We start from the raw sequence: 25,991 nt of genomic DNA, 5'->3' as shown, positions 1-25,991 counted from the left end.
TAACACCAAAGGCGGCCACCTTTGGTGTTCCACCCTTTGAAATTATACTCAAATCTTACTTAAACTTCTAAAATAAGAAATGATAAATCTTTTATTTAAAAACACAAAGCTTTATATTGCTTTAGCTCTAATGCTTATGCTTAATGTATTTTTATATCTTAAGTTAGATAGCACTAAAGCAAAATTAGAAAAAAGTCAAAGTGACTTAAATTTGGCTTTGAGTGTAAATAATGAACTCACGAGGATTACTCAGGAGTTGAAAGCAAGACACGAACAAGAGCTAAAAGCACTCTTTCATGCAAATACTCAAAAAAATCAAATCAAAGTAAGGGTTGATGATGTTAAAAACTATATATCCAAAAGCAATGAAACTAACACTACTAAGCTTTTTAATGCTATGCTTGATAGGCTGTGGGAGCAAAACACAAGTATTAACCAAAATACAAATTCAAAAAGTGCAAATACCAAATGAGCTTTTAGAATTTGATAGAGCGCATAAACCTATAGTGCAAGATGAAAAAGATATATTAAAAGCTTATAGCGAGCTTTTTTACCACTATAAGCAATGTGAGATCAATATAGATAAAATTAAGGAGTTGAATGAGTGAGTAATAGTTCTGATAAGATATTTTTATCATATCTGGTAGTAGTTTTTATTAATTGTTTCTTTTTAAATTTATATTCATTTTGATTAATAAAATCATTAAATGCTCGAAATAGATTATTTGAATCTATTATTTTTAAGTATTTTTTATAATCGGATATACTAATACAATTTTGAGAATGTTCCGTAGAGTCATTAGCTGGAAGGCTAAAAAAATAAATAAAATCCATGTAAAATTGATTGTTGTTTTTAAAACAATCAATGATAGATTGAAGTTTATATCTATTAAAATTATCTATTTGGGAATTATGAAAGATTTTAAAGCCAGGTTCTTTATAATATTCAAATATCATTTCTATTCTATAATCTGTTTTGTGAAATTTTCTAGTATTTTCGTAAAATTCTGCATATTTAGGCTGAATAGCAATCAGTGTTCGTAATCTTTTAAAAGAAGTTAAATTACTATTACTTTTGAAAGGAATTGAATTGCCGTTGCTTTTAATAAAAAATTTTATGATTTCATCTGTAATATCTAGTTTTTTATTAGTTATCCTTTTATATAAATAAGCAATTTGTAAAAATCTTTCACAATAAAATTCTCCTTTAAAATTATCCCAAGAATATTTATCTTTAATAGATAAAAACATTTTCACAAGATCTTCTATTGCTTTACTATACTCTATATCATTGCTATTGTACGCATAAAACATATTATAAACAGTACGAAAATGCATATCTATTAGGTTTTGAAGACGACTAGTGAAATCATAATTTATTTTTTCTATATCTGCTTTATCTATAGTAAAAAAGTTTTTCATATAATCTGATGTTATGATATACATATCGTCAGTATTTTCAAATATATTTTCTGTTGGTATATAATAATCTGATATAGCTTGTAATATATTTGAATAGTAGTGATTTTTTAAAATATGTATAAAATTATCATGATTTTCTTTATTGTAAAATTTCATGAAACATATATCGTTGAAATGGTTTATATGTTCCAATGATTTTAGCAAAAGCCTTAAGTTGTTATTTAAATGCTCTTTATAATATGTAAAAATAATATTTTTTAAATCATCTTTTAAGACTTCATCTTGTACTTTTAATTTTTCTATAATAATATCTTTGGCAATTTCGTTATTGTCTTTTATGATATATTCGCAATCAACAACTTTTTCTTTGTATTCTTGATACCAGTCTTTAGTATCTTGTTTACCCTCTTTATTATTATCTGAATTGTCATTTTGTTTTTTTAACTCATCTTTATTGAGAATCATAACAACATTACATTCTTTTTCTTCTTTGAGTAAATTTACAAGTCCTAAAATTTCTTTCAAAGGAAGGTTATCTGATTTTCTTTCTATGTTATCAAGACATACAATGATTTTTTCAAAATCTTCTTTTTTTAAAAAGGAAAAAATAACATCACTATCTATATTTATTAAACCACCACTTGCACCTTTAATTAAACCTTCTAAACCTTTAAAAGTTTTTTTTGTAATATTATTATAATTTCCATGTAAACTTACTACTATTTCTTCTATTACTTGTTTATAGCTTTCTTTGCCAAAAAGATCTATATAGATAACTTTTTTACTATTAAGGTTTAAAGTAATTTCTTTTTCTATTTGTTTCCAAAAATATGTTTTTCCACAGCCCCAAGACCCCAAAATAACCAAACATTGTTTTTCTTTTGATATTAAATAATTGATAATTTTATTGTTAGTAAAAAAATACAGTTCTTTTTTATATACACTTTGAATCATGTATATTATTAAGCATATAATAAATATCCAATAAAAAATAGCACCTATGATCGCAAATATATACATTGTATTTTATCTTAATGATAGAAATTACTTTCTATCATTATATGACTTGATGATCTTATCTTGCAATTTATACAAATCTTCTAGTTTTTCTATTTGTTCGTATGTGTCATCTGGGAAACTTACCCATTTTTTTGTTTTTGTAAAATTTAACCTACATATCCATTTTGTTACTCTATTTTGATACAAGATTGCAAAATAGCTTAAAGTATCTTTGTAGGATATATCTTGCAAGTTAGCACCCGCGCTAGCAAGAATAGATTTTACTATGTAAAAGCCTTGAAGTTCTTCTTCTGTTGTTATAATTTCTTTTTCATCATCGTAGCTTTCTTCATCTTCATCGTTGTTAATTTCTTGAAGATTGTTTTTTATACTAGTGATTTTATCATATGCTATATCATTTATAAGTTCTTTAAAAGATTTTTTTATATAAGTTCTAAATTCCTCAATAGTTGAGGCGGTCATTCTTTTGTCTGTGAGTTGTTTTGCAAAAAGAACAACAAAATCATCACTTGGGTTTTCTATCTCTCTTTTGAAGATATCTTGTATACTTTGATAATATTTTTTTTCTTTTGCTGTGTTTAGTATCTCATCTAGATTTAAATCTGAACATATAAATTTTTTTAAATCTTTAATATCTCTAGCTTTTAATTTTTCAAGATTAATTGTTAAAAAAGGAATTTGATCCATTATATTTATTTGATCAAGATCTGTAAAAAATCTATATTCTATTCCATTTGTTAAAATAGCAAATTTAACACTAGGTGATGTGTTAAAATATCTAGTTAGTTGGTTATTGTGATTGCTTAAATTTTCAGTGTGATTTTTAGCTTCTATGTATATAAAAGGTTTTCCATCTTTGAAAATAGCATAATCTACTTTTTCACCTTTTTTTGTTCCAATATCGGCTATGTATTCAGGGACTACTACGCTTGGATCAAACACATCATACCCCAATGCTTTTAAAAACGGCATGATGAAAGTCATTTTGGTTGATTCTTCAGTATTTACTAAATTTTTTCTTTCTGCTATTGTTTCCGCTATAGAATTTATAGAATTTTCAAAATCCATATTTTACCCCTTAATATAATTACCAAATAAAATTTTGGTAATTATATTATAGCTATATTTAAAAAGATATTATTTATATATTTTAAAATCATTATTTTTTTAATTGCATTCTTGGGTTGTGAAATTAGGCTTGTTTGTAATTAAGTTAAATGCAAATTTAGTGTTAAAAGGGGATATAGATACTTTATTATCTCCTAGTATATGTATATATGAATCAGGTGATATTTTTGAGCATATTTTATTATTTTGATAATATGAACTTATATGAATAATATTAGGAGTAAAACTAAGTGCATTAAAATACACATTCGTTAAAAAAATTAAAAAATACAGCATGGATAAAGTGCCAAAAAATGCAAAATAAATAACATGGAGTTCGTTTTTAAAATGAGTTCGCTTAAGTATAAAACTAAAAATTATTTGATTTATAAAATTAAATTTTATACCTATAGTGCTAAGTATAGTTTGCAATATATATATTAGTGTAGATATTAATAAAATAACTATCAAAGGGAGTGATATAAAAAAAATCAATATTGAAATAATATGTATAATATTTAAAATATTAATAGCATAGCTATAGCTATCTGGTACATTATCTACAACTATATAAACTACATTTCTTGAAAAAAATTCAGCTATATAATACAACCCAAAAAATACCAAGATATTATATAGTTTGGTAAGATTAATTTTTTTAATAATATGATATAAATCTATAATTGTTACAATAGTAATTAATATAAAACCCAAAATAAGCAAGAAAGAATGTAGTTTAAAACACAAAATAAAAACAATTCCTATCAAATAAAGAACATGATAACCTAGATTGTCATCTATAAATTTTGATAGTTTAGAAGGAATATAATATTTTATTTTAAACCCTTTCTATTTGATTTAAGAATATTTTAGTGTTACACGAGCAAATTACAACACCTAAAAATACATAGTCTTTTAATGCAGATTTTTTAATTTTTTTGTCTTCAAAACCTATATTATCACTACTTATGATAATTTCATCATCAAGGACATTTTTTCTTATGCGTTTGCAAAATAATTCACCATCGTATCTAAAAATAGCTACATCAGCATTTTTGATCTTATCGAGAGAATTTTTACTAGTATCAACTATAACAAAACTTCCATTTTGTATAAAAGGTTCCATGCTATCGCCAAATATTTTTATCATATCATATTGTGTTTTGTAAGGAATACCTAATATTTCTACTAAAAAATTTTTATCAAGACATATAGTTTGAAAGTTTTCATCGCTGTTACCGTTTCCAAAACCTGCACTAGCGTAAACATTAGGAAAATATCTGATTTTAACTATATTTTCTATGTCGTTTGTGTTATTTATATTCATTTGAGTATATTTAAGTATATTTTTTTCAGGTATATAACCTCTTTGTTTCCAAACATCTATGGTATTTGCGGCAACACCTAGGTAATCTGCTAGTTCTTTATAGGTTTTCAAATTTTGTTCTAGCATCCATTTTTTCAATATTTCTTTTACTTCCATAAAAAGATACCTTTCAAATGTAAAATATAACTTGACAAATGAGTATATTTTTTTTATAATTTCACAAAATAATTAATTTTAAAACATAAAAATAATTATTTTTTAGCAAAAAGAATACCAACTTTTTGCTTAAGTATAAAAAAGGATACATAATGCAAGATTGGATTATAGCTGGTGTGATTATAGCTATCTTATCGGTTATGTTTGTAATCATAAAGATAAAGGAAACAAAATGATAAGAGCATACGCAAACACCATATCAAATATACTCAGCAAAGAAAAATCTATAAAAAAAGACACGCTTTTTAAAAGAATGAACATAAAAGAAAGTGAATTTAATGAAGCTTTGAATTTTTTACTTGATCATAATTTTGTAAAACTAGAAGCTATTAGTGATGGTTTATTTGAAACCATCATAGTTCATTATGAGGGTAATTGAATGTGCATTAAAGAGAAAATTCAAGAAAAGTTAGGGTTAAAAACTTTTGATGAAATGGAAAGAAAATTAAATTTGAAAAATCAAACTTTAAAGGTTTGGCTTAGCAATAAAAGCAAAACAAATTCTAAAGTAGAAAAAGCACTTTTAAGACTTGGTTTTTTGAATGAGGATTTGAGATTATCTAAGAGATTGAAAGATTTAAAACTAAAGCATAAAAAATTTACAGCTTTGATAGAAGAAAAAACAAAAACCATACAGGAGATTTCTGAACTTTTAAAAGAAATTGATGAGGTAGCTTGAAAACCTCATTAAGCACATTTTCTAAGTGTGCTTAAAAGGTTTTTAAAAGCTTGAAACTAGGTTTTAAGTGAATTTCCTTATAGCTAGCTTGGTGATCAAGCTAGCGTGTTCTTTATTTATCACACTCCACGGCGACGGGTGGGAAAGTGGGCTTTTTTAAAAAGCTTTGTTAAATGGTCAAAATACCAAAAGTTTAAATAACTTTGAATGCAGGCTCTATGTTTTGACATAAGTAGTGTTTAAATGGGAGTTAAACTCCCTTATAAGCCATATTAGCTTTCTTTATTTTGAGTAACCACCTTTATGGTGGTTTTTAACTTCCATTTATGCACTATAAAAAGGAAGAAAATGTCTTTTAAAGAAAAAATTAACACAGCCATAGAACACGCAAGAGCTTTGGCTTTAATTAACAAAGAATGCTTAGATTTAATTGACTACATGGAAGAGTGCGATGAGGATGATTTAAGATCTAACCTAGATGACCTAAAAAAACTCTTGATAAAAGCAAAAGAATTATTGAAAGGATAGTAATGAATTTTAAGCCCATACAAAAAGAAAATGATGCATTTAAAAAAGCAAGAGAAATAGAAAGTTTAATAAGTGAGCTTAGCTCAAAAGGATTTAAACTTACAAAGGCAAATTCAAAATCTTTAGTTATGAAAAAAGGTTTTGATAAGGTAGCAAAATAACAAAAAAAGAAAGGAATAAAATGCAAAACATAGGCTATGATAGTATCAAATTTGTAATCCCAAAATTTGCATTTTATAAATTTCTTAAAAAACATGATTTATATACAAAGCTTAGAAAAACAAACCGCAATAAAGCTATAGAAAAATACACAAAAGAGAAGTTTAAAAATATCAAAACAAAAGATAAGTTTTATGAGTTTAAGGTTAGGTACATAAACATCAAACCTAGAAATAAAAGTTTATCAAATACCATAATAGTGATAGAAAATTCAAAAGACACCCATGAAGTTGCTAGAAAAAATAAAAAGAAAAAAGACTTTTATGTAGAAGTACAGTTTAATGGTCTTTTTCAGCCTAGCAAAAGTGTGGTAGCTGATGTGTATAAGGTGTTAAGTAAAATGGTTAAGAGGTTTAAGGCTTATAGTTTTGATATAGCTTGTGATTTTTGTGATGAAAGTGCTTCTATGAGAAAATATGAAGAACATTTGCATGAGTTGTCTTTAAATAAAAAAATCAAAGGCGAAATGGTTTTTTATAAAAAATCTCTTTATGTAAATGGGGTGCATAGTAATTTTTTTGATCTTGATAGAATTTTGATTTATGATAAGTATGAAAAGCAGACTAGTTATCACAAAGAAAAAATCAAAGAAGAATTTAAAGACTGGAAAAGATTAGAATTAACTTTCAAACTAAACTATAAATTTTTAAAATACATACAGCATAAACACATTCACGATGCTTTGGATTTTATATATGATTTTATAGCTTTACTAGGTAAAACATATAGCTTTACAAAAGAACTATTACTTATTAAACAAACAAAATATTTAATCAATCCAAGATGGACAAAAGATATAAAACCATATGCATTAAAGGATGTTGCATGAGTATCATAACACATATAATTGAAGCTAATGAAATAGCTCGTGCATGTTTAAAAAATGACTTAAAATATAGTTTGAAAGAAGCAAGGATTATCAATAGTGCAAATGAAAGAATGCTGTGTTTTTATTTTGATAATCCTTTTGCTATAGATTTGTTTGAAAGAAACAAAGAAAGTATCAAAAATGACTTAAGATGTGAATACAAGAAAAAAATCAAACTTTATAAACGCATTGATTTTGTATTTTACGATATTTGCTCAAAAAACACTAATGAGCTTAAATCAAGAACAACAGAAGAAAAACAAATACTTCAAAGGGGTATAGATATGCTTGAAAATATTATAAAAAGGAGTAAAAATGGAAAACATAGATAATCAAAATAATCTAAAAGAGCTATCTATGAAAATTGTATCTTTACATAAAGCTATAGAGCATGCAGAGTATGAAAGAAGTGCTTTAAATTCAGCCATTAAAGAATATAAAGAAGATTTAAAAACAACCATAAGAGAGCTTGAGCAAATGAAAGAACCTAATCTTTTCAATCAAGAAAATAAAGAAGAATAAACAAAAGGATATTACATGCTACAAATGATGAAAGATTTTTTAGATCAAAGAAATTTGATAGAAAAACACTTAGAAGAAATAAAACAACAATTATCAAAAATGCTTAAAGAATTTCTTTCTATAAGAAATGATCTTTCGTTTTCTAATGGATGTAACTCTTTAGAAGAAGAAATTAGACATTATTGGAAGATAGAGGCTTGGCTTGATGTAGAGCTTAAAAGAATATGTATAAAACTTATAGATACAAGAGTTTCTTATAATAGTTTTGATTTTGAGAATGTCAAAGTATTATTAGCACATACTTTAAGTTATGAAGAGCAAAAAGCCATTATAAAATCACTCAATTTAGAAACAAACATTAAAAAGGATTAATATGAAATTATTAAGTACAAAAGAAGTTGCACAGTATTTGGGTTTTAGCGTTGATAGGATAAGAAAAATGAGAATGAGAAAAAATCAAGCCATTTATAACTTTCCAAAGGGTGTTAGAGTAGGAAAAGTTTTAATGTATGAAAAGAAAGAAATCGATGATTGGATAAAATATTGCAAGGTTAGCTAAGCTTTCCTGCAAGTTTTTCTATATAATCTCCCCACCACTGCATTAATCTTCTTTTTAATTCTATATTTTTACTTCTATTGTAAGCTTTCAATATTGCATTTTTTTGCTCATGAGCTAAGCATTGCTCTGCTATATCCATACTTACTCCATGTTCTAATTGCTTTTCGTTTGCAATGCTTCTAAACATAGCACGAAATCCATGTGCGCTTTGAATTCCTTTATATCCTAAGCGTTTATTGGTATTGCATGTGATATTTTCACTATTACATCCTTTTTTAGAAGAACCAGCAAAAACATAATCATTGACTTTAATTGCATATTGATTTTTTAATATACTTATGGCTTGTTTGCTTAATGCTATATTATGCTCTTTACGCATTTTCATTTTTTGAGCTGATATAGTCCAAATTTCATTTTTAAAGTCTATCTCATCCCAAGTAGCTTTTATAACATTGCCAGGTCTTTGGGCTGTTAAAAGCACAAAAAGCATTAAATTTTTATGACTTTGTTTGATATCTGAATGTATTAGAGTATTTATATATTCTTTAATATCAGATTCATCTAATAGGGTAGGTTGGTGTATAACCTGATTTGGTTTTTTAAATACAATATTGTTTTTGATAGAAGCTACGGGATTGTTTTCTATGATCTCAAGTTGTAAAGCATATTCAAATACTTTATTTATCCATATCTTTGCTTTTTGAAGCGTAGCGCTTTTATGCTCTATGGTCTTTAAAATATTAACAATATCTACTCTTTTTATATCATTAATATTTTTATATTCTAAAGATTTAAAAATACCTTCTTTGTAGCTTAGACCTCTTTGGATTGTTTTCGCTGCTAAATTACTCTTTCTTGCATTTTCTAATACTTCATCATATAATACGCCAAATTTCAATCTTTTTGCATTGCTTATGTTTTGACCCTTGGCTTTTAGTTTGTGCGAATTTATAGCTATTTCTCTAAGCTCTGCTAGGGAAAGCAAGGGGTATTCCCCAAGTGTTATATAAGTATCATTAGCTTGTCTTGTTTTAAATAGTTTTCTACCACTAGGATAAACAAAAACATATAATCCCTTTATACTAGGATCGCTAAATTTTATAAATTTTTTACCATTATCGCATTTTACGCTTTTTAAGAAACTATCTGTAAGTTTATTAATTTTTGCCATTTTTATTCTTTGTATTATTGTAAAAAGTAACCCATTTAGTAGCCCACTTTTTTAAAAGTAACCCACTTTTTTTGCAATATTTTAACACAAAAAATAACAAAATAGAATAAAAAAGAATGTTTATATAATCCCTTAAATATAGGATTTTAAAGATAATTTATTGAAAAATAACATTTGGGAGTAAAAAACAAATGGTGCCCGAGGTCGGACTCGAACCGACACAAGGTTGCCCTTACCAGATTTTGAGTCTGGCGCGTCTACCAGTTTCACCACTCGGGCTTTTTGAAAGTTTTAAAATAATTAAATAGAATATGGGATTATACTAAAAAAAAATTAAAACAATATAAAATATTTTATATAAAAAATTTAAATATCATTAAAATTTGGAACTTTTTTTGCTTGTAAATAATTAAAAAATTTATTTGCGGAGCAAAATAATGAGAATTAGCAATCAGTATAATTACTACACTTCTATACAAAACTACACAGATGGTCAGTCTTTGCTTAATAAATATAATTTGCAACTACAAACAGGTCAGCTTATTCAGCATTCTTGGGAAAATGCAAATGTTTATATTAATGGCTCAAGATTAGAATATGAGATGGCAAACATAGGTCAAATAGTTCAAGGAACTCAATCTGCTATGGAGCTAGCAAAAAACACAGATACTGCCTTGAAAAATATCACAGAACTTTTAGAAAAATTTAAAACATTACTCACAAAAGCTGCAAGTGATGGTAATTCTCAAGAATCAAGAGAGGCTATAGCAAAAGAACTCAAACTTGTAAGAGATTCTATTGTAAATATTGCTAATACTAGTATCAATGGGCAATATCTCTTTGCAGGATCAAATAGTGCAAATAAACCTTTTGATAATTATGGAAATTATACTGGGAATAAAGATAATATTTTTGTAGTAAGTGGCGCTGGCACCCAAATTCCTTATAATATACCTGGATGGGATTTATTTTTTAAGCCTGATTCAAATATCAATAAAATTATTTCAACAAATGTTTCTTTTACTGATGCTCGTTATCCGGACAAAAAAGAATTTTTAACCGGAGAATCTAAATTTTCACATTTAATAGGCCAAAACTATGTTCAAAATGGAAAACTTGATCCAGATAAAAATTTTCAAGATAGTTATGATGATAAACTTCCTTTCCCGCATTCAGCTATGTATATTCAAGGTGTTAGACCTGATGGAACAAGTTTTAAAGCTACTTTAGATATAGATCCTGATGCAAAAATTGAAGATGTATTAAAAAATATTGGAAGATTATATGGAAATACAGAGGGAAATGAGGTTGTTAAAGTAGCATTAAATGATAGCGGACAGATAGAAATAAAGAGTTTAAAAGAAGGAAGTAGTTCTTTAGATTTTCATGCTGTTGCTTTAACTCCACAGCTTCAAGATGCAGAACAAATCAAAGCCTTAAGTGCTGCTGCTCAAAGAGAAGGTATTAGCATGGAGGATGTAACCAATCGTATTATGCAAGCAGCACACGGAGGAAATTTAAATAACACTAGAAATCCAGTAACAGTAGAAGTTGGCGGCGAGCAATTTACTGTAAACTTGCACAAAACAGATTTTATTAAAAGTAACATCAATGGTGATAAAACTAATGGGGCTAGTTATGATGTGCCTTTTGAAAAAGATGGAAATACTGTTTTTGGCAATGTTTCTCAAGTGATTAAAGGTACAAGTGAATATGCTACTGATAGTACAAAGTTAAGTGAAGTTGTAGCAAATGCCAATGGAAGCATGCAAGGTCAACAACTCCAAATGGAAATTGTTTCTAAAAGTGGACAAACTTATAATGTAACTATAAATTTGGAAACTTCAACTGTAAGTTATGTTAATCCAAACAATCCTAATCAAACTATAAGTTTTCCTATTACTCACTCTCAATATAATGAAAATACAGGTAATGCAGTGGGTATACAAACAAGACCTGAAGATATTACTTATGGCCAGTTAAACGATATTATCGGTATGTTTGCAAGTGATAATGTTCCCACAGCAACTATAAATGCAAATGCAAATGGTACTATTAATAATAATGATTTTCAAACTATCCAACAAGACATAGCTGATTCTAAAGGTTTTGTTGAAGTTAGTATGGACTATAAAGGTCGTATAAGTATTACTGATAAATTTTCAAGTAACACTAATATAGGTCTTACTATTAAGGATTCAAATTCAAATAGCGGTTTTCCTCCAGCAGGTACTTCTGTAAATGGATCAGGTTTTGTATTTAGTGCAAATAATTCTTTAACTATTGATGATCCAAATGTTGATTTGATTAAAGATTTAGATGAGATGATAGATGCTGTTTTAAATGGCAGTATGAGAGCTGATTCAGAAGGAAGTGATCCTAGAAATACAGGTTTACAAGGGGCTTTAGAAAGAATAGATCATTTGCAAGATCATGTTAGAAAAATGCAAACAACCATAGGAGCTTACACTAATAATATAGAAGAGACAAATAAAAGAATGACTTTTTTAAATATCAATGTAGCTTCTATTAAAAGCGGTGTAACTGATGCTGATTATGGGCAAACTTATATGCAGTTTATGCAAACTATGGTATCTTATCAAGCTATGCTTTCGGCTACTTCTAAAATTTCTCAAATTAGTTTATTAAACTACTTATAATTTTTTGATATAATAGCTTTTTTCTTTATAAAGGATATATTATAAAAAAAGAAGCTATTTTTGTTATTTCTAATATTTTTATTTTTTATTTTTGCTTAAGTGCTTTGATACCCGATCAAGCTTTAGTAAGTATTATAGGGTATTCCTTGGCAAAACTTAGTTATTTTTTATTTGGATCATTGACTAAATTTTACCCTTTTGTCTTTTTTTGGTTTAATTATCTTTTGTATAAAAATAACTATAATTTTGAACTTATAGAGCGTAGATTTAGTGTGGCTGTTTTTGCTTGTATTTTTGCTTCACTTATTTTTGCTTCAGCGTTCTTGCAAGATAAAGGCTATATAGCCTCTGCTATGTTTGTAATCTTAGATGGACTTTTTGGAAAAATAGGAAGTTTGATCTTGGTGATTTTGCTTTTAGCTTTTGCTTTTAGTATTTCTTTTCCGCAAATTATCAAAGAGGTATTTAAAATAGAGCTTGATTTTGATTTTTATTTAAAACTTGAAACTTTAATTAAAAATAAAATTTTTGGCTTTTTTGGTGGCGATAAATATGAAAATGAAACCAAAGAAGAACAAGAAAAGCTCAAGCAAGAGCTTTTAATTAAAGATAAAACAGAAGAACTTATCAAGGAAAAAGAGCTACCAAAAAAAGAAATCCAAGAGAATAAAAAATTTAATCTTGAAGATTTAAAAAATCAAGAATTAGAAGAGGTTGTGATTAGTGAAGAGGATAAAAAGCTAGGTTCAAGTTATATTCATGAGCTTTCAGAGCCTATTGCAAGTTTTGCTCAAAAAGCTAGTCAAATAAATATAAAGGAAGATGAAATGACCCCTGAAGAGTATTTATTAAAATACAAAAATAAAAGTGAAGATATTTATACTCAAACTTTAAAAAGTAAAAATTTAGATGAACCAAGCTATAAAAGACGCAATATGGATTTAAACGAAAACAAAGAAGAGGTGATAGAAGAAAATTCTTTGTTTGCCAAAGAGCTTAAAGAGCGTGAGCAAATGCTACAAAAAGCTAAATTGCTAGAAGAATATAAAGCCTTGCAAAAAGAAAAAATCTTAGAAGAGCTTAATGAGGATTTTAAAAAAATTGAAGAATTAAATGCTATAGAAGCACAAAAAGAAGCTGAGTTTAAAAAAATTCAAAATAAAACTAGCTTTTTAGGGGTAAAAGAATTTAAAGATGAAGATTTTATTCCGCAAAATGAAGTAAAAGAACTTGATTTTAGTGAAGATGATTTTGCTAAGCCTATTAGTATAGAAGAGCTAAGAAGTAAAAGAAACTATGAAAGTCCTTTTGTAGTAGAAGAAGCGCAAAATGAAGTTAAAGAAGAAAAAATTCCATTTGAGATTACCCAAGAGCCTATAATAGAAGTAATAGAAAATAAAACACACCATTCTATCACTAATGAAGTGAGTGAAAACAAAGCCTTGTTGAAAGATCTTGATTTTGGAAATTTTGAAAAACCAAAAGATTTTTCTTTACCACCTTTAGATTTTTTAACTATGCCAAAAGAAGGCAAAAGCGAGATAAATGAAGAAGAAATAGATAGAAAAATTTATGATTTATTGGAAAAATTAAGACGCTTTAAAATAGGTGGAGATGTAGTTAGAACTTACACAGGTCCTGTTGTAACTACTTTTGAATTTCGTCCAGCAGCAGATGTTAAAGTAAGTAAAATTTTATCATTACAAGATGATTTAGCTATGGCTTTAAAAGCTCAAACTATAAGAATTCAAGCTCCAATCCCAGGTAAAGATGTAGTGGGAATTGAAGTTCCAAATGAAAAAATCGATACGATTTACTTAAGAGAAATTTTAGAAAGTGAGGTATTTAAAAATTCTAGCTCACCTTTAACTATAGCTTTAGGTAAAGATATAGTAGGCGATCCTTTCATCACAGATCTTAAAAAGCTTCCTCATCTTTTAATAGCAGGAACTACAGGAAGTGGTAAAAGTGTGGGTATAAATTCTATGCTTTTATCTTTGCTTTATAGAAATTCGCCAAAAACACTAAGATTAATGATGATAGATCCAAAAATGCTTGAATTTAGTATTTATAATGATATTCCACATTTACTTACACCGGTAATTACTGATCCTAAAAAGGCAGTAAATGCTTTATCAAATATGGTGGCTGAAATGGAACGCAGGTATCGTTTGATGGCTGAAGCAAAAACTAAAAATATAGAAAATTACAATGAAAAAATCAAAGAACAAGGTGGAGAAATTTTACCATTTATTGTAGTGATTATCGATGAGTTGGCTGATTTAATGATGACAGCAGGTAAGGATGTAGAGTTTTATATAGGTCGTTTAGCACAAATGGCAAGAGCAAGTGGAATTCACTTAATCGTAGCCACACAACGCCCTTCAGTAGATGTTGTTACTGGTGTTGTAAAAGCAAATTTACCAAGTAGAATTTCTTATAAAGTAGGACAAAAGATAGATTCTAAGGTTATTTTAGATTCTATGGGGGCTGAAAGTTTATTAGGGCGTGGAGATTGTTTATTTACTCCTCCTGGTATGAGTGGTTTAGTGCGTTTGCACGCACCTTTTGCAAGTGAAAATGAAATCGAAAATATTGTAGAGTTTTTAAAAGCTCAACAAGTAGTAGAATATGATGAGAGCTTTTTAAAAGATGATAGTCAAGATGGAGCCTATAAAAGAAGTGAATTTGATGATGGAGATTTAGATGAACTTTATGAAGAAGCAAAGGCTGTAATCTTAGAAGATAGAAAAACTAGTATTTCTTATTTGCAAAGACGCTTAAAAATAGGCTACAACCGCGCAGCAAATATTATAGAACAACTTTCACAAACAGGTGTTTTAAGCGAACCTGATGCAAAAGGTCAAAGAGAAATTTTATAATCAATTTCTTATTGCCTTATTATGATCTTTTAAAGTAGAGGTAAAAATATGCTTATTGGTTTTTTTATCTCTTACAAAGTATAAATATTCTGTTTTAGCAGGAAAAATAGCTGCCTTAATAGCTTCAAATGAAACATTACACACAGCTTCTTTTGGTATGCCATTAAATTTATAAGTATTGTAAGAACTATTATCTGATCTTATTCTTTGTGGAGTGATTTTTTCATGAGAGTATTTTCCATAATTTAATGTCCCATCCATTTGAAGCTTCATGCCTTTTCTTAAGCGATTTCTAATCACAGATGAAACTATAGGCATTTCTTCATTACTCGCTGCTTCTTTTTGTATAATGGAAGCAATGATGATATATTCATGCCATTTTTTTTCATTGTATTCTCTAAAAATTTTATAAGAAAGTTTTTTAAATTCACTTGCAGAGTAAGCCAAAAGATATTTTACTAAAAGCTCTTCTGTAATGCCTTTTGGAATTTTATAAGTTTCGGGAAAAAGCATACCTTCTTTAAAAGGGCTTTGTTTGTAAAATTCTTGCATTAAGGTTTTGGCATTTAAATTTAACTTTGGTGCTAATTCTTCAAAGAAAATTTCAGTCGTTTCCCCAGGAATTAAAGTAATAGTTTCAAGTGCTGCTTTAGCGACGGTAAGCTTATGTAAAAATTCAGCTCTATTTAGTTCTTTTGTGCCTATATTTATCCAGCCAGATTGTGGATGGCCTAAAAAATATAAAGTATATTTGTCAATATTGCTCATTTTATAGTTATTTTTATCTAATTGCGTTATAATCTTACTAACAGAACCTTGTGGTATAAAAACTACAGAGTTTGTTTTTATAGGTAAAAGTAGATAGTAAAAAATGGATAAAAGAAAAATTAAAATCAAATCACAACATATTAAAAAAATTCTTAAATTTTTAGCATTACCTATGATACTTTTCATTGTTTTGTTTGTTTACCTCAAAAATGGAATTTACATAGAAAAATTAGAAATTTCTTCTATTAATTTGGAGAAATTATATATTAAATTAGATAAAAAACTCATTTTAAATGCAAAAAAAGTTATAGTAAATTCTCAAAATCAAAACACTCAAAATGAAACTAGTGCGAGTAAAGCTGTACAGCTTATCAAAGATGTAAAATATATTTATTGGTTTTTTCAAGAAATCAATATAGATGAAATTTTTGTTAATAACTATCCCGTGGAATTAATTTATAAAAATAATCTATTTTTTGTAAACAGTAAAAATCTTTTAGTAAAAGTCAATTTAAAAATTAGTGATAAAAATATACAAGCTAATATTGATAATTTTCTTTTAAAAGATCATAACCTTAGTGTAGTTGGCTCTTTACTTATCAATCCTAAGACAAAATTTTATACTTTTAAAGGAGAAATTGATAGTGATTTTTTAAAAAGTGATGTTAAATTCTCACTTAAAAGAGAAGAGATTGCTTATGAATTAGAAAATATAAGCTCAAATAATATTTCAAAAATTTTTGATATTTTAGTGGAAAATGGAGTGCATTTGCCTTCTAATCTTGCTCTTTGGGTGGGCGGTAAGGTAAAGGCTGATTTTTATTTTATAGAGAAATTAAATGGCTTTGCAGATTTTGGAAAACATAGATATTATTTGAATGATATTAGTGCTAAAGGTTATGTAAATAACTTGAAAGTGGTTTTAGATAAAGGTATAGATCCTATCATTAGTCCTTTTGTAAGGCTTGAATTTAATAAACAAAAACTAGAATTTATCTATGATAAATTATATTTTAACAATTACAATCTTAATCAAAGTCAAATTTATATAGACAATATGCTAAATGAAAAAGCAGGAATTTATATACGCATAAAAAGTGACAATGCTAGAGCTGATTATAGAGTGAATAAAATTTTGCGTTTATATGATATAAAATTACCATTTTTACAAAACAATGGTGTTGCAAAGACTGATTTAATTTTAAAAATTCCTTTTGAACACCCTGAAAGAATTTCATATAAAGGAAATTTTGATATTGTAAATTCTAATATAAATATAAGTGACTTTAAAATCATACAAGCAAATATTGATTTACAAAAAGATAAATTAGAGATTAAAAATGCAAGTGTACAAAGTGAATTAATCAGCGGTGATTTTAATGCAAGTATTGATTTAAAGCAAAAAAAAGGTGATTTTAAGACCTTTATAGCAAATTTAAAATTACCACAAGATAGCTTAAAAATGGAAAATAAATTTCTTGATTTAGATCTTAACTATGATAAAAATATCAGTTTATATAATAAAGAGCTTACTACGACTTTAAATTTTGATCAAGGTATGTCTGTTTATGTTGCTAAGCTTGCAAAGTATAAGACTTATTCTAAATTAATGCAAAAAAATAATGTGCATGATGGAGAGTTGTCATTAGATACTTTAAATTTTAAAGATTTTGATGTAGATATAAATAATACTACTTTTGAATCATTTTTACTCTATAAGGATAATAATCCTTATGAGTATGATAGTTTTAGTATAAAAATAAAAGGAGAAGATTTTAATTTAACTAGCGCAAGTGGTAGTGTTTTTGCACAAAAAGACAATGATGATATTAACATTACTTTAAATAATGTTAATTTATTATTTTCAGAACAAGATACAGAAAACACACTAGATAATCTTGAAAATTCAAATTATAATATCAGTGCTAAAAATATAGATTTGATCTTAAAAGATTTTAACAAAACTTTAGATTTTGATCAATTTAATGCTAAAATCAAAAAAGACTATATAAAAGCTTGGGCTAATAGAAATGAGTCTAAATTTGAGCTTTTGCTTAAAGAAAATCAAATGCAAATTAGAGCTTTAAAAATGGATGATGATTTTCTAAATACTTTTATGCGTCAAAATGTTTTTGAAAAAGGCGAGTTTAATCTTTATGTAGATGGTAATAGTACTGATTTTTTTAAAGGCAAATTTTTATTTAAAGATACTTATTTAAAAGATTTAAAATTTCATCAGCAACTCTTAAGTTTTATTGATACCATACCTAGTTTGATTTTATTTAAAGCCCCAACTTTTAATGAAAAAGGTTTTAGTGTAGAAAATGCTGGTATAAGTTTTAATCGCAAAAAAGATCTTTTTGAAATAGATGCGCTAAATTTTAATGGTGATAGTGCAGATATTTTAGGTCAAGCTAAAATCAATTTAAGAAGTAGTCAAGTGGATGGTTTATTAGAGCTTAGAACGCTAAAATCAGCTAGTTCGGTTATTTCTAAAGTTCCAATTATCAATCAAATTATATTAGGCAAAGACAGGCAAATTAGCACACAAATTAAACTAGGTGGAACAATTGATAATCCCGAGTTTAAAACTCAACTTATCGCACAGAGTTTGCAACTTCCTTATCATTTGATAAAAAATATTTTTGAATTACCGACAAATTTAGTTAAATAATACCACAAAGGAGCTAAGATGAAAATTACCATCATAGGAGCAGGAAATGTCGGTGCAAGCATTGCTTATGCTTTAATTTTAAGAGAATTAATAGATGAGATTATATTGATTGATATTAATAAAGACTTGCTTTTTGCTAGAGAATTAGAACTAAGTCAAAGCATAGCCGCTTTTAATTTTGATATTAAAATAACTTGTACGGATGATTATACATACTCAAAAGATTCTCAAGCGGTTATTTTTAGTGCAGGTGTAGCTAGAAAAGAAGGTCAGAGTAGAGATGAGCTTTTTGCTATTAATTCTAAAATTATGCTTGAGTGTGCAAAAAATATTAAAAAATTTAACAACGATCCTTTGTTTATCATAGTAAGCAATCCTGTAGATTTTTTACTCAACGCTCTTTATGAAAGTAAATTATTTTCATTAAAAAAAATCATTGCTATGGCAGGTGTTTTAGATAATGCTAGATTTAAATACGAAGTGAGCAAAAAATTAGATATAAAAACTTCTTATATAGATACTAAGCTTATAGGTTTTCACAATGATAGTATGGTTTTGGTAAAATCTCAAAGTAAAGTGCAAAATAAAGCTTTAAGTGAAGTCTTAAATAAGCAAGATATTGTTCAAATTGAACAAGAGGTTAAAACCGGTGGTGCTAAAATTATAAAATATTTAAAAACTTCAGCCTATTTAGCTCCTGCTAGTGCTTGCGTGAGAATGATAGAGGCTTTAAAAAGTGGAGAATTTTTACCAGTATGTGTGATTTTAGATGGAGAATATGGCATAAGAGAAAAAGCTTTTGGAGTTATGGCAAGGATTAGTCTTGACGGGGTGCTTGAAACTTTAGAATTAAAATTAGACAATCAAGAACAAATTGCATTGGAAAATTCTTTTATTCAGTATAATTATAAATAATTTTTTAGGAGTTTTTTACTCCTAATGTTACTTTGTGTTATAAAATCTTATTAGTTTTATTTTATCTTTTAAATAATATTTAATCATGCTATAAATTCGCTATAATAAAAAGTTTGTTTTAAAAATAATTTTTAATAAAAAATCATTAGAAAATTACAAAAAACTAGAAAGGAATATTAATGATTGCTCCAGAGAATACACCAGTTTGGGTTGATGAAGCAAGATGTAAAGCTTGTAATATCTGTGTTAGCTATTGTCCAGCCGGAGTTTTAGCAATGAGAGATGAAATCAGTGCAGTTTTAGGACAGATGATAGAAGTGGTTCATCCTGATTCTTGTATAGGCTGTAGTGAATGTGAAAGTCACTGTCCTGATTTTGCGATCTTTGTTGCCAAAAGAGATGAATTTAAATTTGCAAAGCTTACACCAGAAGCTAAAGAAAGAGCACAAGCTGTTAAAGAAAATAAATATAAAAAACTAAATGCATAGGAAAACAAAATGAGAGAAGTTATATCAACAGGTAATGTTTTAGTAGCCAAAGCTGCGATTGATTGTGGCTGTAAATTTTTTGGTGGTTATCCAATTACCCCAAGTTCTGAAATAGCACATGAACTAAGCCATATGTTACCAAAAAATGATGGTACTTTTATACAGATGGAAGATGAAATTTCGGGTATTAGCGTGGCCTTAGGTGCTTCTATGAGTGGAGTAAAATCCATGACAGCAAGCAGCGGGCCGGGAATTTCTTTAAAAGCTGAACAAATTGGTTTGGGTTTTATAGCTGAAATTCCACTAGTAATTGTAAATGTTATGAGAGGTGGTCCTTCAACTGGTCTTCCAACAAGGGTTGCGCAAGGTGATTTATTTCAAGCAAAAGCTCCAACACATGGAGATTATGCAAGTATAGCTTTAGCTCCTGCTTCATTAGAGGAAGCTTACACTGAAACTATTAGAGCTTTTAATTTAGCTGAAAAATACATGACTCCAGTATTTTTGCTTTTAGATGAAACCATAGGACACATGAATGGTAAGGCAAAATTACCTGATTTAGAAGAATTAGAAATTATCAACCGAAAAAAATTTACGGGTGATAAAAAAGATTACAAACCTTATGCAGCAGGTGAAAATGAAGCTGCCACATTAAATCCTTTCTTTGAAGGTTATCGTTATCATATCACAGGACTTCATCATGGAGACATAGGCTTTCCAACAGAAGATGGAGCAATAGTAGATAAAAATATCAAAAGATTATTTGGTAAGATTAAAAATAATACCGATGAAATTTTTACTTATGAAGAGTTTATGTGTGATGATGCGCAGTTTTTAATCATCGCCTATGGTAGCGTTGCAAGATCTGCTAAAGAAGCTATTTTAAGACTTAGAGAAGAGGGTTTAAAAGTAGGGCTTTTTAGACCTATTACCCTTTATCCAGTAGCTGAGAAAAAAATAGCTCAAGTAGTATCTAAATTTGAAAAAGTTATGGTAAGTGAGCTTAATATGGGGCAATATTTAGAAGAAATTCAAAGAGTAAGCAAAAGAGATGATTTTATTAGCTTGCACCGTGCAAATGGTCGCCCTATAACCCCAAGTGAAATTATTGCTAAAGTAAAGGAGAATATGTAAAATGGCTTTTAATTATGATGAATATTTAAGAGTAGATAAACTTCCAACACAATGGTGCTGGGGTTGTGGGGATGGTGTTGTTTTAAAAGCTATTATTAGAGCTATTCAAAAACTTGGCTGGAATATGGATGATGTTTGTTTAGTTTCTGGTATAGGTTGTAGTGGTAGAATGAGTTCTTATGTAAATTGCAATACAGTCCATACTACTCATGGTCGAGCTATTGCTTATGCAACAGGGATTAAACTAGCAAACCCTAAAAAACATGTAATCGTAGTAAGCGGAGATGGCGATACTTTAGCAATTGGTGGAAATCATACCATCCATGGATGTAGAAGAAATATAGATTTAACTCATATTTTAATCAATAATTTTATTTATGGTCTTACAAATTCACAAACTTCACCAACTACCCCACAAGGCTTTTACACTGTTACAGCTCAAGCAGGTAATATAGACCCAAATTTTGATGCTTGTGAGCTTACTAAAGCCGCTGGGGCTTCTTTTGTAGCAAGAACAAATGTTATAGAGGCAAATAAGCTTGAAAATATCATTTTTAAAGCTTTATCTCACAAAGGTTATAGTTTTGTAGATGTATTTTCAAACTGCCATATTAACCTAGGTAGAAAAAACAAAATGGGCGAAGCTGTAAGCATGCTTGATTGGATTAAAAATCGCTGTGTTGAAAAGTCTAAATTTGAACAATTAGACTATGAACAAAGAGCGGATAAATTCCCTACAGGAATTTTACACCAAGATGAAAGCAAAGCAGAATATTGTGAAGCTTATGAGGAAGTTAGAAGAGCCTTGAAAGAAAAAAGAATGGTTGATTTGGGAGTATTAAAATGAAATATCAATTAAGATTTTGTGGTGAAGGTGGACAAGGGGTTATCACTGCAGGTGAAATTCTAGCTAAAGCCGCCATTAAAGAAGGGCGTAATGCTTTTAAAGCTTCTACTTATACTTCTCAAGTTAGAGGTGGGCCAACTAAGGTTGATATTATCGTTGATGAAAATGAAATCTTTTTTCCTTATGCAGTAGAAGGTGAAGTTAGTTTTATGCTTTCAACTGCTGATAAAGGTTATCATAGTTTTAAAGACGGTGTTTGTGATGGTGGTGTTATAGTTATAGAGCCAAATTTAGTTCATCCAAGTAAAGAAGATTATACAAGATGGAAAATTTTTGAAATTCCTATTATTACTATAGCTAAAGAAGAAGTAGGGAATGTAGCTACTCAATCAGTCGTTGCTTTAGCTATAGCTGCTTATATGAGTAAATGTATTGATATTGATGCATTAAAACAAACTATGCTTGATATGGTACCTGCAAAAACTAAAGAAGCAAATGCCAAAGCTTTTGATTTAGGTATAGAATACGCTAAAAAAGCACAAGTGGTTTCTTGATTTTCAAGAAACTCTTTCTTGTAAAATAATATTTATTAAATTATCGTTATAATATTTTCCATTTTAAGCAAAAAGGTAAAATAATGAAAGAGCTAAATGGCTCGCAAATGATTTGTGAAGCATTAAAAGAAGAAAATGTTAAAGTAGTTTTTGGTTATCCTGGTGGTGCGGCTTTAAATATTTATGATGAAATTTACAAGCAAACTCATTTTAAACACATTTTAGTCAGACACGAGCAAGCGGCCTTACATAGTGCTGATGCTTATGCTAGAATGAGTGGTAAAGTTGGTGTGGCAGTAGTTACAAGTGGACCTGGTTTTACTAATACAGTTACAGGTTTAGCTACCGCTTATAGTGATTCTATACCTTTGGTTTTAATTTCAGCTCAAGTTGCAAATTCTTTAATAGGAACAGATGCTTTTCAAGAAATCGATGCTATAGGTATTTCAAGACCTTGTGTAAAGCATAATTATTTAGTAAAAAATATCGAAGAATTACCTAAAATTTTAAAAGAAGCTTTTTATATTGCTACAACAGGTAGAAAAGGGCCTGTGCATATTGATATACCTAAAGATGTTACTGCTGCTATGGGTGTATGGCATTATCCTAAAGAAATTTCTATGAAAACTTACAAGCCAACCTATAAAGGAAATATCAAGCAAATTAAAAAATTAGTAAGTTTGATTAAAAATGCTCAAAAACCTTTATTTTACCTAGGTGGAGGTTGTATAGCTTCTAATGCTAGTGACAAATTAAGAGAATTAATTCATTTTTGTCAAATTCCTGCAGTTGAAACTTTAATGGCTCTAGGGACTTTAAGAAGTGATGATGAGCTTAATTTAAAAATGGCAGGTATGCACGGAAGTTATTGTGCAAATATCGCTTTAAGTGAGTGTGATTTACTCATTGCTGTGGGTGCTAGGTTTGATGATAGGATTACTGGTAAAACAAGTGAGTTTGCTAAGGGTGCAAAAATCGTTCATATTGATATAGATCCAAGCTCTATTTCTAAAATTATCGAAGCGCATTTTCCTATAGTTGGGGATATTAAAAGTGTTATTTTAGATACCTTAGAAGAATTAAAAAAAGAAAGTTTTGACAACACAAAATATCAAGAATGGTTTAAAACTTTACAAAACTATCAACAATTATATCCTTTAATCTATGAAGATAATGATGAAGTTTTAAAACCTCAATGGGTTATAGAAGAATGTGCTAGATTAGCTCCTGATGCAAGGATAATTACTGATGTGGGGCAGCATCAAATGTGGGTAGCGCAATTTTATCCTTTTAATTATGCAAGACAACTTGCAACAAGCGGTGGGCAAGGAACTATGGGGTATTCTTTACCGGCTGCACTTGGGGCTAAATTAGCTGTCGGTAAAGAAGTGGTGATAAATTTTGTAGGTGATGGTTCTTTTTTAATGAATATACAAGAGCTAATGACAGCAAGTGCTTATGGAATCAAAGTGATTAATATTATTTTAAATAATTCTTTTTTAGGTATGGTAAGACAATGGCAAAGTATGTTTTATAAAGAAAGATTTTCTAATACAGATCTAACAAGTCAACCTGATTTTGTTACTATTGCTAAAGGTTTTCATTGTGAGGGTTATAATGTTTTTAATAAAGAAGAATTTCAAAAAGCTTTTAAAGCAGCCTTAGAATCTAAAAAAACTTGTGTTTTAAATGTAGCTATAGATCGTTATGAAGATGTATTACCTATGGTACCTGCGGGCGGAGCTATTTATAATATGATTTTACCTAGCTATAAAAACAAGGATAAAAAATGAAAAGAAGAGTAATTTCTGTCATTGTATTAAATGAGCATGGGGTATTATCACGCGTTGTCGGGCTTTTTTCAGGACGCGGTTATAATATAGAATCTCTTACGGTTGCTCCATTTGATGATAAAGAATTCTCAAGGATAAATATCGTTACTTTAGGCGATGAAAAAGTTTTTGAGCAAATCATAAAACAACTTCATAAACTCATACCTACTTATAAGGTAATTGATTCTAGTGATTTTATAGAAAAAGAAACAGCTTTGGTAAAGATTGCTTTAAATGAAAATTTTGCAGGTTTAGATGCCATATTAAAAGCTTATAATGGCAGTGTGACTTATAGTGATGATGAGTTTATTATAGTAATGGCAAGTGATGATGCAAAAAATATCGATAACTTTTTAAAAACTATGAAAAAGTATAATCCTATTAGTGTAGTTAGAAGTGGTTCTATTTTAATGGAGGTAAAATGAAAATTAGTGAAATTGCTAAATTTTTAGGCATAGAATATTGCGGAGATGATATAGAAATTACAGCTTTAAATTCATTAAATAATGCAAGTTTTACTGAACTTAGTTATTGCGATGGAGAAAAAAACTCTAAAAAAATTGCAAGTAGTGGAGCTGGGGCTATATTAGTCTCAAAAGAATTCGAAAATTTAGTTTCAAAAGATTGTGTTAAATTAGTTGTTGATAATCCACATTTATCTTTTGCGCTTTTAAGTAAGCTTTTTGCTAAACCTTTAATTTCTAGTGAAAAGAAAAATTCCAAAATCGCTAAAAGTGCCAAGATTATGCCAAATGTTTATATTGGAGAAAATGTCCAAATAGCTGATCATGTAGTGATAATGGCAGGAGCTTATATAGGCGATAATGTAAGTATAGGTGAATATACTACAATCCATCCAAATGTTGTGATTTATAATGACACTAAAATAGGTAAAAAATGCCATTTGCTAGCAAATTGTGTTATAGGTAGCGATGGTTTTGGTTATGCACATACAAAAAATGGCGAGCATTATAAGATTTATCACAATGGGAATGTTATTTTAGAAGATTTTGTGGAAGTTGGAGCTTGCACGACTATTGATAGAGCAGTTTTTGAAAGCACTATCATAAAGCAAGGCACAAAGATTGATAATCTTGTTCAAGTAGGGCATAATTGTGAAGTAGGGGAGAATTGTCTTATAGTAGCTCAAAGTGGAATTTCAGGCTCAAGTATTTTAGGTAAAAATGTTACCATGGGTGGGCAAAGTGCTACAAGCGGACATTTAGAAATAGGGGATTTTGCTACCATAGCCGCAAGGGGCGGGGTCACTAAAAATTTAGAAGGTGCTAGGGTTTATGGTGGTTTTCCTATTATGCTTCAAAAAGATTGGTTAAAATTTCAAGCAAAAATTATCACAGCGTTTAGGGATAAACATGAGTAAAAAAATATTTAAAACTATAGAATTACATGGTAGTAAAAGTGGAGAAATAAGTCTTTGTAATCTTTCTAATCCTTATGGTATAGGAAGCAATGATGTCTTAAGTATAGGTGTGGCTTTGAAAAAAGAAAATGGAATAGATTGGAAAGTTCATATTCCTTATGAAAATTTAAAAGATCTTATCCATGCACTTCAAGAAATAGAAAAAAGCAAGGCCTAGT

General features: G+C 28.4%; 27 protein-coding genes, 1 tRNA gene and 1 pseudogene. 23 read left to right on the top strand and 6 right to left on the bottom strand.

From position 1 onward, the window contains the following. The first annotated feature begins 79 nt into the window (after window positions 1–79). The gene (locus tag L8W64_RS00520; protein ID WP_257395775.1) at window positions 80–472 is read left to right on the top strand and encodes a hypothetical protein; all 393 of its coding nucleotides are present in this window, start codon (window positions 80–82) and stop codon (window positions 470–472) included. Beyond that, a complete protein-coding gene (locus tag L8W64_RS00515; protein WP_235362394.1) occupies window positions 456–608 on the top strand; it encodes a hypothetical protein in 153 nt (50 codons plus the stop codon). Before L8W64_RS00520 ends, L8W64_RS00515 begins: the two co-directional genes overlap by 17 nt. Here L8W64_RS00515 and L8W64_RS00510 read toward each other — a convergent pair. The 3 genes from L8W64_RS00510 to L8W64_RS00500 all read right to left on the bottom strand — a co-directional run bounded on the left by L8W64_RS00510 (window position 589) and on the right by L8W64_RS00500 (window position 5,032). Continuing rightward, the gene (locus tag L8W64_RS00510; protein WP_263672595.1) at window positions 589–2,376 is read right to left on the bottom strand and encodes a KAP family NTPase; all 1,788 of its coding nucleotides are present in this window, start codon (window positions 2,374–2,376) and stop codon (window positions 589–591) included. The two genes, L8W64_RS00515 and L8W64_RS00510, sit on opposite strands and share 20 nt — an antisense overlap. 90 nt (window positions 2,377–2,466) lie before the next feature. After that, a complete protein-coding gene (locus tag L8W64_RS00505; protein WP_214126394.1) occupies window positions 2,467–3,510 on the bottom strand; it encodes a type I restriction endonuclease in 1,044 nt (347 codons plus the stop codon). A gap of 877 nt (window positions 3,511–4,387) precedes the next feature. After that, the gene (locus L8W64_RS00500) at window positions 4,388–5,032 is read right to left on the bottom strand and encodes a S24 family peptidase (protein ID WP_263672593.1); all 645 of its coding nucleotides are present in this window, start codon (window positions 5,030–5,032) and stop codon (window positions 4,388–4,390) included. A gap of 232 nt (window positions 5,033–5,264) precedes the next feature. On the opposite strand from L8W64_RS00500, the gene L8W64_RS00495 reads away from it, so the two are divergent. From L8W64_RS00495 to L8W64_RS00455, 9 genes are all read left to right on the top strand, one after another. Next, window positions 5,265–5,471, top strand: a complete 207-nt coding sequence (locus tag L8W64_RS00495; RefSeq protein ID WP_263672591.1) for a hypothetical protein — start codon at window positions 5,265–5,267, stop codon at window positions 5,469–5,471. Next, window positions 5,472–5,771: a hypothetical protein gene (locus tag L8W64_RS00490; RefSeq protein ID WP_012661541.1), complete on the top strand. Its 300-nt coding sequence runs from the start codon at window positions 5,472–5,474 to the stop codon at window positions 5,769–5,771. It begins immediately after the preceding gene. A 348-nt stretch (window positions 5,772–6,119) separates the two neighbouring features. Continuing rightward, complete coding sequence (locus L8W64_RS00485) at window positions 6,120–6,299, top strand: hypothetical protein (protein WP_263672590.1); 180 nt, start codon at window positions 6,120–6,122, stop codon at window positions 6,297–6,299. A 2-nt stretch (window positions 6,300–6,301) separates the two neighbouring features. Continuing rightward, window positions 6,302–6,460, top strand: a complete 159-nt coding sequence (locus L8W64_RS00480; RefSeq protein WP_012661539.1) for a hypothetical protein — start codon at window positions 6,302–6,304, stop codon at window positions 6,458–6,460. A gap of 20 nt (window positions 6,461–6,480) precedes the next feature. Beyond that, window positions 6,481–7,347 (top strand): hypothetical protein, encoded by an 867-nt coding sequence (locus tag L8W64_RS00475; RefSeq protein ID WP_257395780.1) that lies wholly within the window; start codon window positions 6,481–6,483, stop codon window positions 7,345–7,347. Beyond that, a complete protein-coding gene (locus L8W64_RS00470) occupies window positions 7,344–7,718 on the top strand; it encodes a hypothetical protein (protein WP_047208322.1) in 375 nt (124 codons plus the stop codon). Before L8W64_RS00475 ends, L8W64_RS00470 begins: the two co-directional genes overlap by 4 nt. Next, window positions 7,702–7,908 (top strand): hypothetical protein, encoded by a 207-nt coding sequence (locus L8W64_RS00465; RefSeq protein WP_263672589.1) that lies wholly within the window; start codon window positions 7,702–7,704, stop codon window positions 7,906–7,908. The genes L8W64_RS00470 and L8W64_RS00465 overlap by 17 nt, the downstream gene beginning before the upstream one ends. A gap of 15 nt (window positions 7,909–7,923) precedes the next feature. Then, a complete protein-coding gene (locus tag L8W64_RS00460) occupies window positions 7,924–8,280 on the top strand; it encodes a hypothetical protein (RefSeq protein ID WP_012661535.1) in 357 nt (118 codons plus the stop codon). A 1-nt stretch (window position 8,281) separates the two neighbouring features. Continuing rightward, window positions 8,282–8,467 carry a helix-turn-helix transcriptional regulator gene (locus tag L8W64_RS00455; protein WP_012661534.1) on the top strand — a complete coding sequence of 62 codons (186 nt, stop codon included), beginning with the start codon at window positions 8,282–8,284 and terminating at the stop codon, window positions 8,465–8,467. Here the strand turns inward: L8W64_RS00455 and L8W64_RS00450 are convergent. Then, window positions 8,460–9,638 (bottom strand): tyrosine-type recombinase/integrase, encoded by a 1,179-nt coding sequence (locus L8W64_RS00450; RefSeq protein ID WP_047208317.1) that lies wholly within the window; start codon window positions 9,636–9,638, stop codon window positions 8,460–8,462. The genes L8W64_RS00455 and L8W64_RS00450 overlap by 8 nt on opposite strands. Before the next feature lie 192 nt (window positions 9,639–9,830). Then, window positions 9,831–9,917, bottom strand: a tRNA-Leu gene (locus tag L8W64_RS00445). 158 nt (window positions 9,918–10,075) lie between these two features. Between L8W64_RS00445 and flgL the strand changes: the two genes are divergently transcribed. Further along, window positions 10,076–12,298, top strand: a complete 2,223-nt coding sequence (flgL, locus tag L8W64_RS00440) for a flagellar hook-associated protein FlgL (RefSeq protein ID WP_263672588.1) — start codon at window positions 10,076–10,078, stop codon at window positions 12,296–12,298. 1,361 nt (window positions 12,299–13,659) lie between these two features. After that, window positions 13,660–15,180, top strand: a pseudogene (locus L8W64_RS08940) (DNA translocase FtsK); the annotation flags it as partial. On the opposite strand, the gene mltG reads toward L8W64_RS08940, so the two are convergent. Beyond that, window positions 15,181–16,134 (bottom strand): endolytic transglycosylase MltG, encoded by a 954-nt coding sequence (gene mltG / locus L8W64_RS00430; protein WP_133318850.1) that lies wholly within the window; start codon window positions 16,132–16,134, stop codon window positions 15,181–15,183. It abuts the pseudogene before it with no gap. On the opposite strand from mltG, the gene L8W64_RS00425 reads away from it, so the two are divergent. The 10 genes from L8W64_RS00425 (at window position 16,121) to L8W64_RS00380 (ending at window position 25,990) form a co-directional block, all read left to right on the top strand. After that, window positions 16,121–18,622, top strand: coding sequence for an AsmA-like C-terminal domain-containing protein (locus tag L8W64_RS00425; protein WP_263672587.1), 2,502 nt, complete (start codon window positions 16,121–16,123; stop codon window positions 18,620–18,622). The genes mltG and L8W64_RS00425 overlap by 14 nt on opposite strands. A gap of 18 nt (window positions 18,623–18,640) precedes the next feature. After that, window positions 18,641–19,537, top strand: a complete 897-nt coding sequence (locus tag L8W64_RS00420) for a malate dehydrogenase (protein WP_263672586.1) — start codon at window positions 18,641–18,643, stop codon at window positions 19,535–19,537. Between the two features lie 173 nt (window positions 19,538–19,710). Next, window positions 19,711–20,025, top strand: a complete 315-nt coding sequence (locus L8W64_RS00415; RefSeq protein WP_133318853.1) for a 4Fe-4S binding protein — start codon at window positions 19,711–19,713, stop codon at window positions 20,023–20,025. Between the two features lie 9 nt (window positions 20,026–20,034). Next, window positions 20,035–21,159, top strand: coding sequence for a 2-oxoglutarate synthase subunit alpha (locus L8W64_RS00410; RefSeq protein WP_263672584.1), 1,125 nt, complete (start codon window positions 20,035–20,037; stop codon window positions 21,157–21,159). 1 nt (window position 21,160) lies between these two features. Next, on the top strand, window positions 21,161–22,006 hold the full coding sequence (locus tag L8W64_RS00405; protein WP_133318855.1) for a 2-oxoglutarate ferredoxin oxidoreductase subunit beta: 846 nt from the start codon (window positions 21,161–21,163) through the stop codon (window positions 22,004–22,006). Beyond that, window positions 22,003–22,560, top strand: coding sequence for a 2-oxoacid:acceptor oxidoreductase family protein (locus L8W64_RS00400; protein WP_263660781.1), 558 nt, complete (start codon window positions 22,003–22,005; stop codon window positions 22,558–22,560). Before L8W64_RS00405 ends, L8W64_RS00400 begins: the two co-directional genes overlap by 4 nt. Window positions 22,561–22,643: 83 nt before the next feature. Further along, window positions 22,644–24,353 carry an acetolactate synthase large subunit gene (locus tag L8W64_RS00395; RefSeq protein WP_263672583.1) on the top strand — a complete coding sequence of 570 codons (1,710 nt, stop codon included), beginning with the start codon at window positions 22,644–22,646 and terminating at the stop codon, window positions 24,351–24,353. Then, complete coding sequence (gene ilvN / locus L8W64_RS00390) at window positions 24,350–24,817, top strand: acetolactate synthase small subunit (RefSeq protein WP_263672582.1); 468 nt, start codon at window positions 24,350–24,352, stop codon at window positions 24,815–24,817. The genes L8W64_RS00395 and ilvN overlap by 4 nt, the downstream gene beginning before the upstream one ends. Then, complete coding sequence (gene lpxD / locus L8W64_RS00385; RefSeq protein ID WP_263661691.1) at window positions 24,814–25,773, top strand: UDP-3-O-(3-hydroxymyristoyl)glucosamine N-acyltransferase; 960 nt, start codon at window positions 24,814–24,816, stop codon at window positions 25,771–25,773. Before ilvN ends, lpxD begins: the two co-directional genes overlap by 4 nt. Then, complete coding sequence (locus L8W64_RS00380) at window positions 25,766–25,990, top strand: hypothetical protein (RefSeq protein ID WP_133318859.1); 225 nt, start codon at window positions 25,766–25,768, stop codon at window positions 25,988–25,990. Before lpxD ends, L8W64_RS00380 begins: the two co-directional genes overlap by 8 nt. Window position 25,991: the final 1 nt, after the last annotated feature.

Origin of the sequence: Campylobacter sp. IFREMER_LSEM_CL1097 (assembly GCF_025772225.1) — a bacterium.
GTDB lineage: Bacteria > Campylobacterota > Campylobacteria > Campylobacterales > Campylobacteraceae > Campylobacter_D > Campylobacter_D lari_D.
Note: the sequence above shows the minus strand (reverse complement) of the source record. Positions and strands in the feature narration are given on the sequence as shown.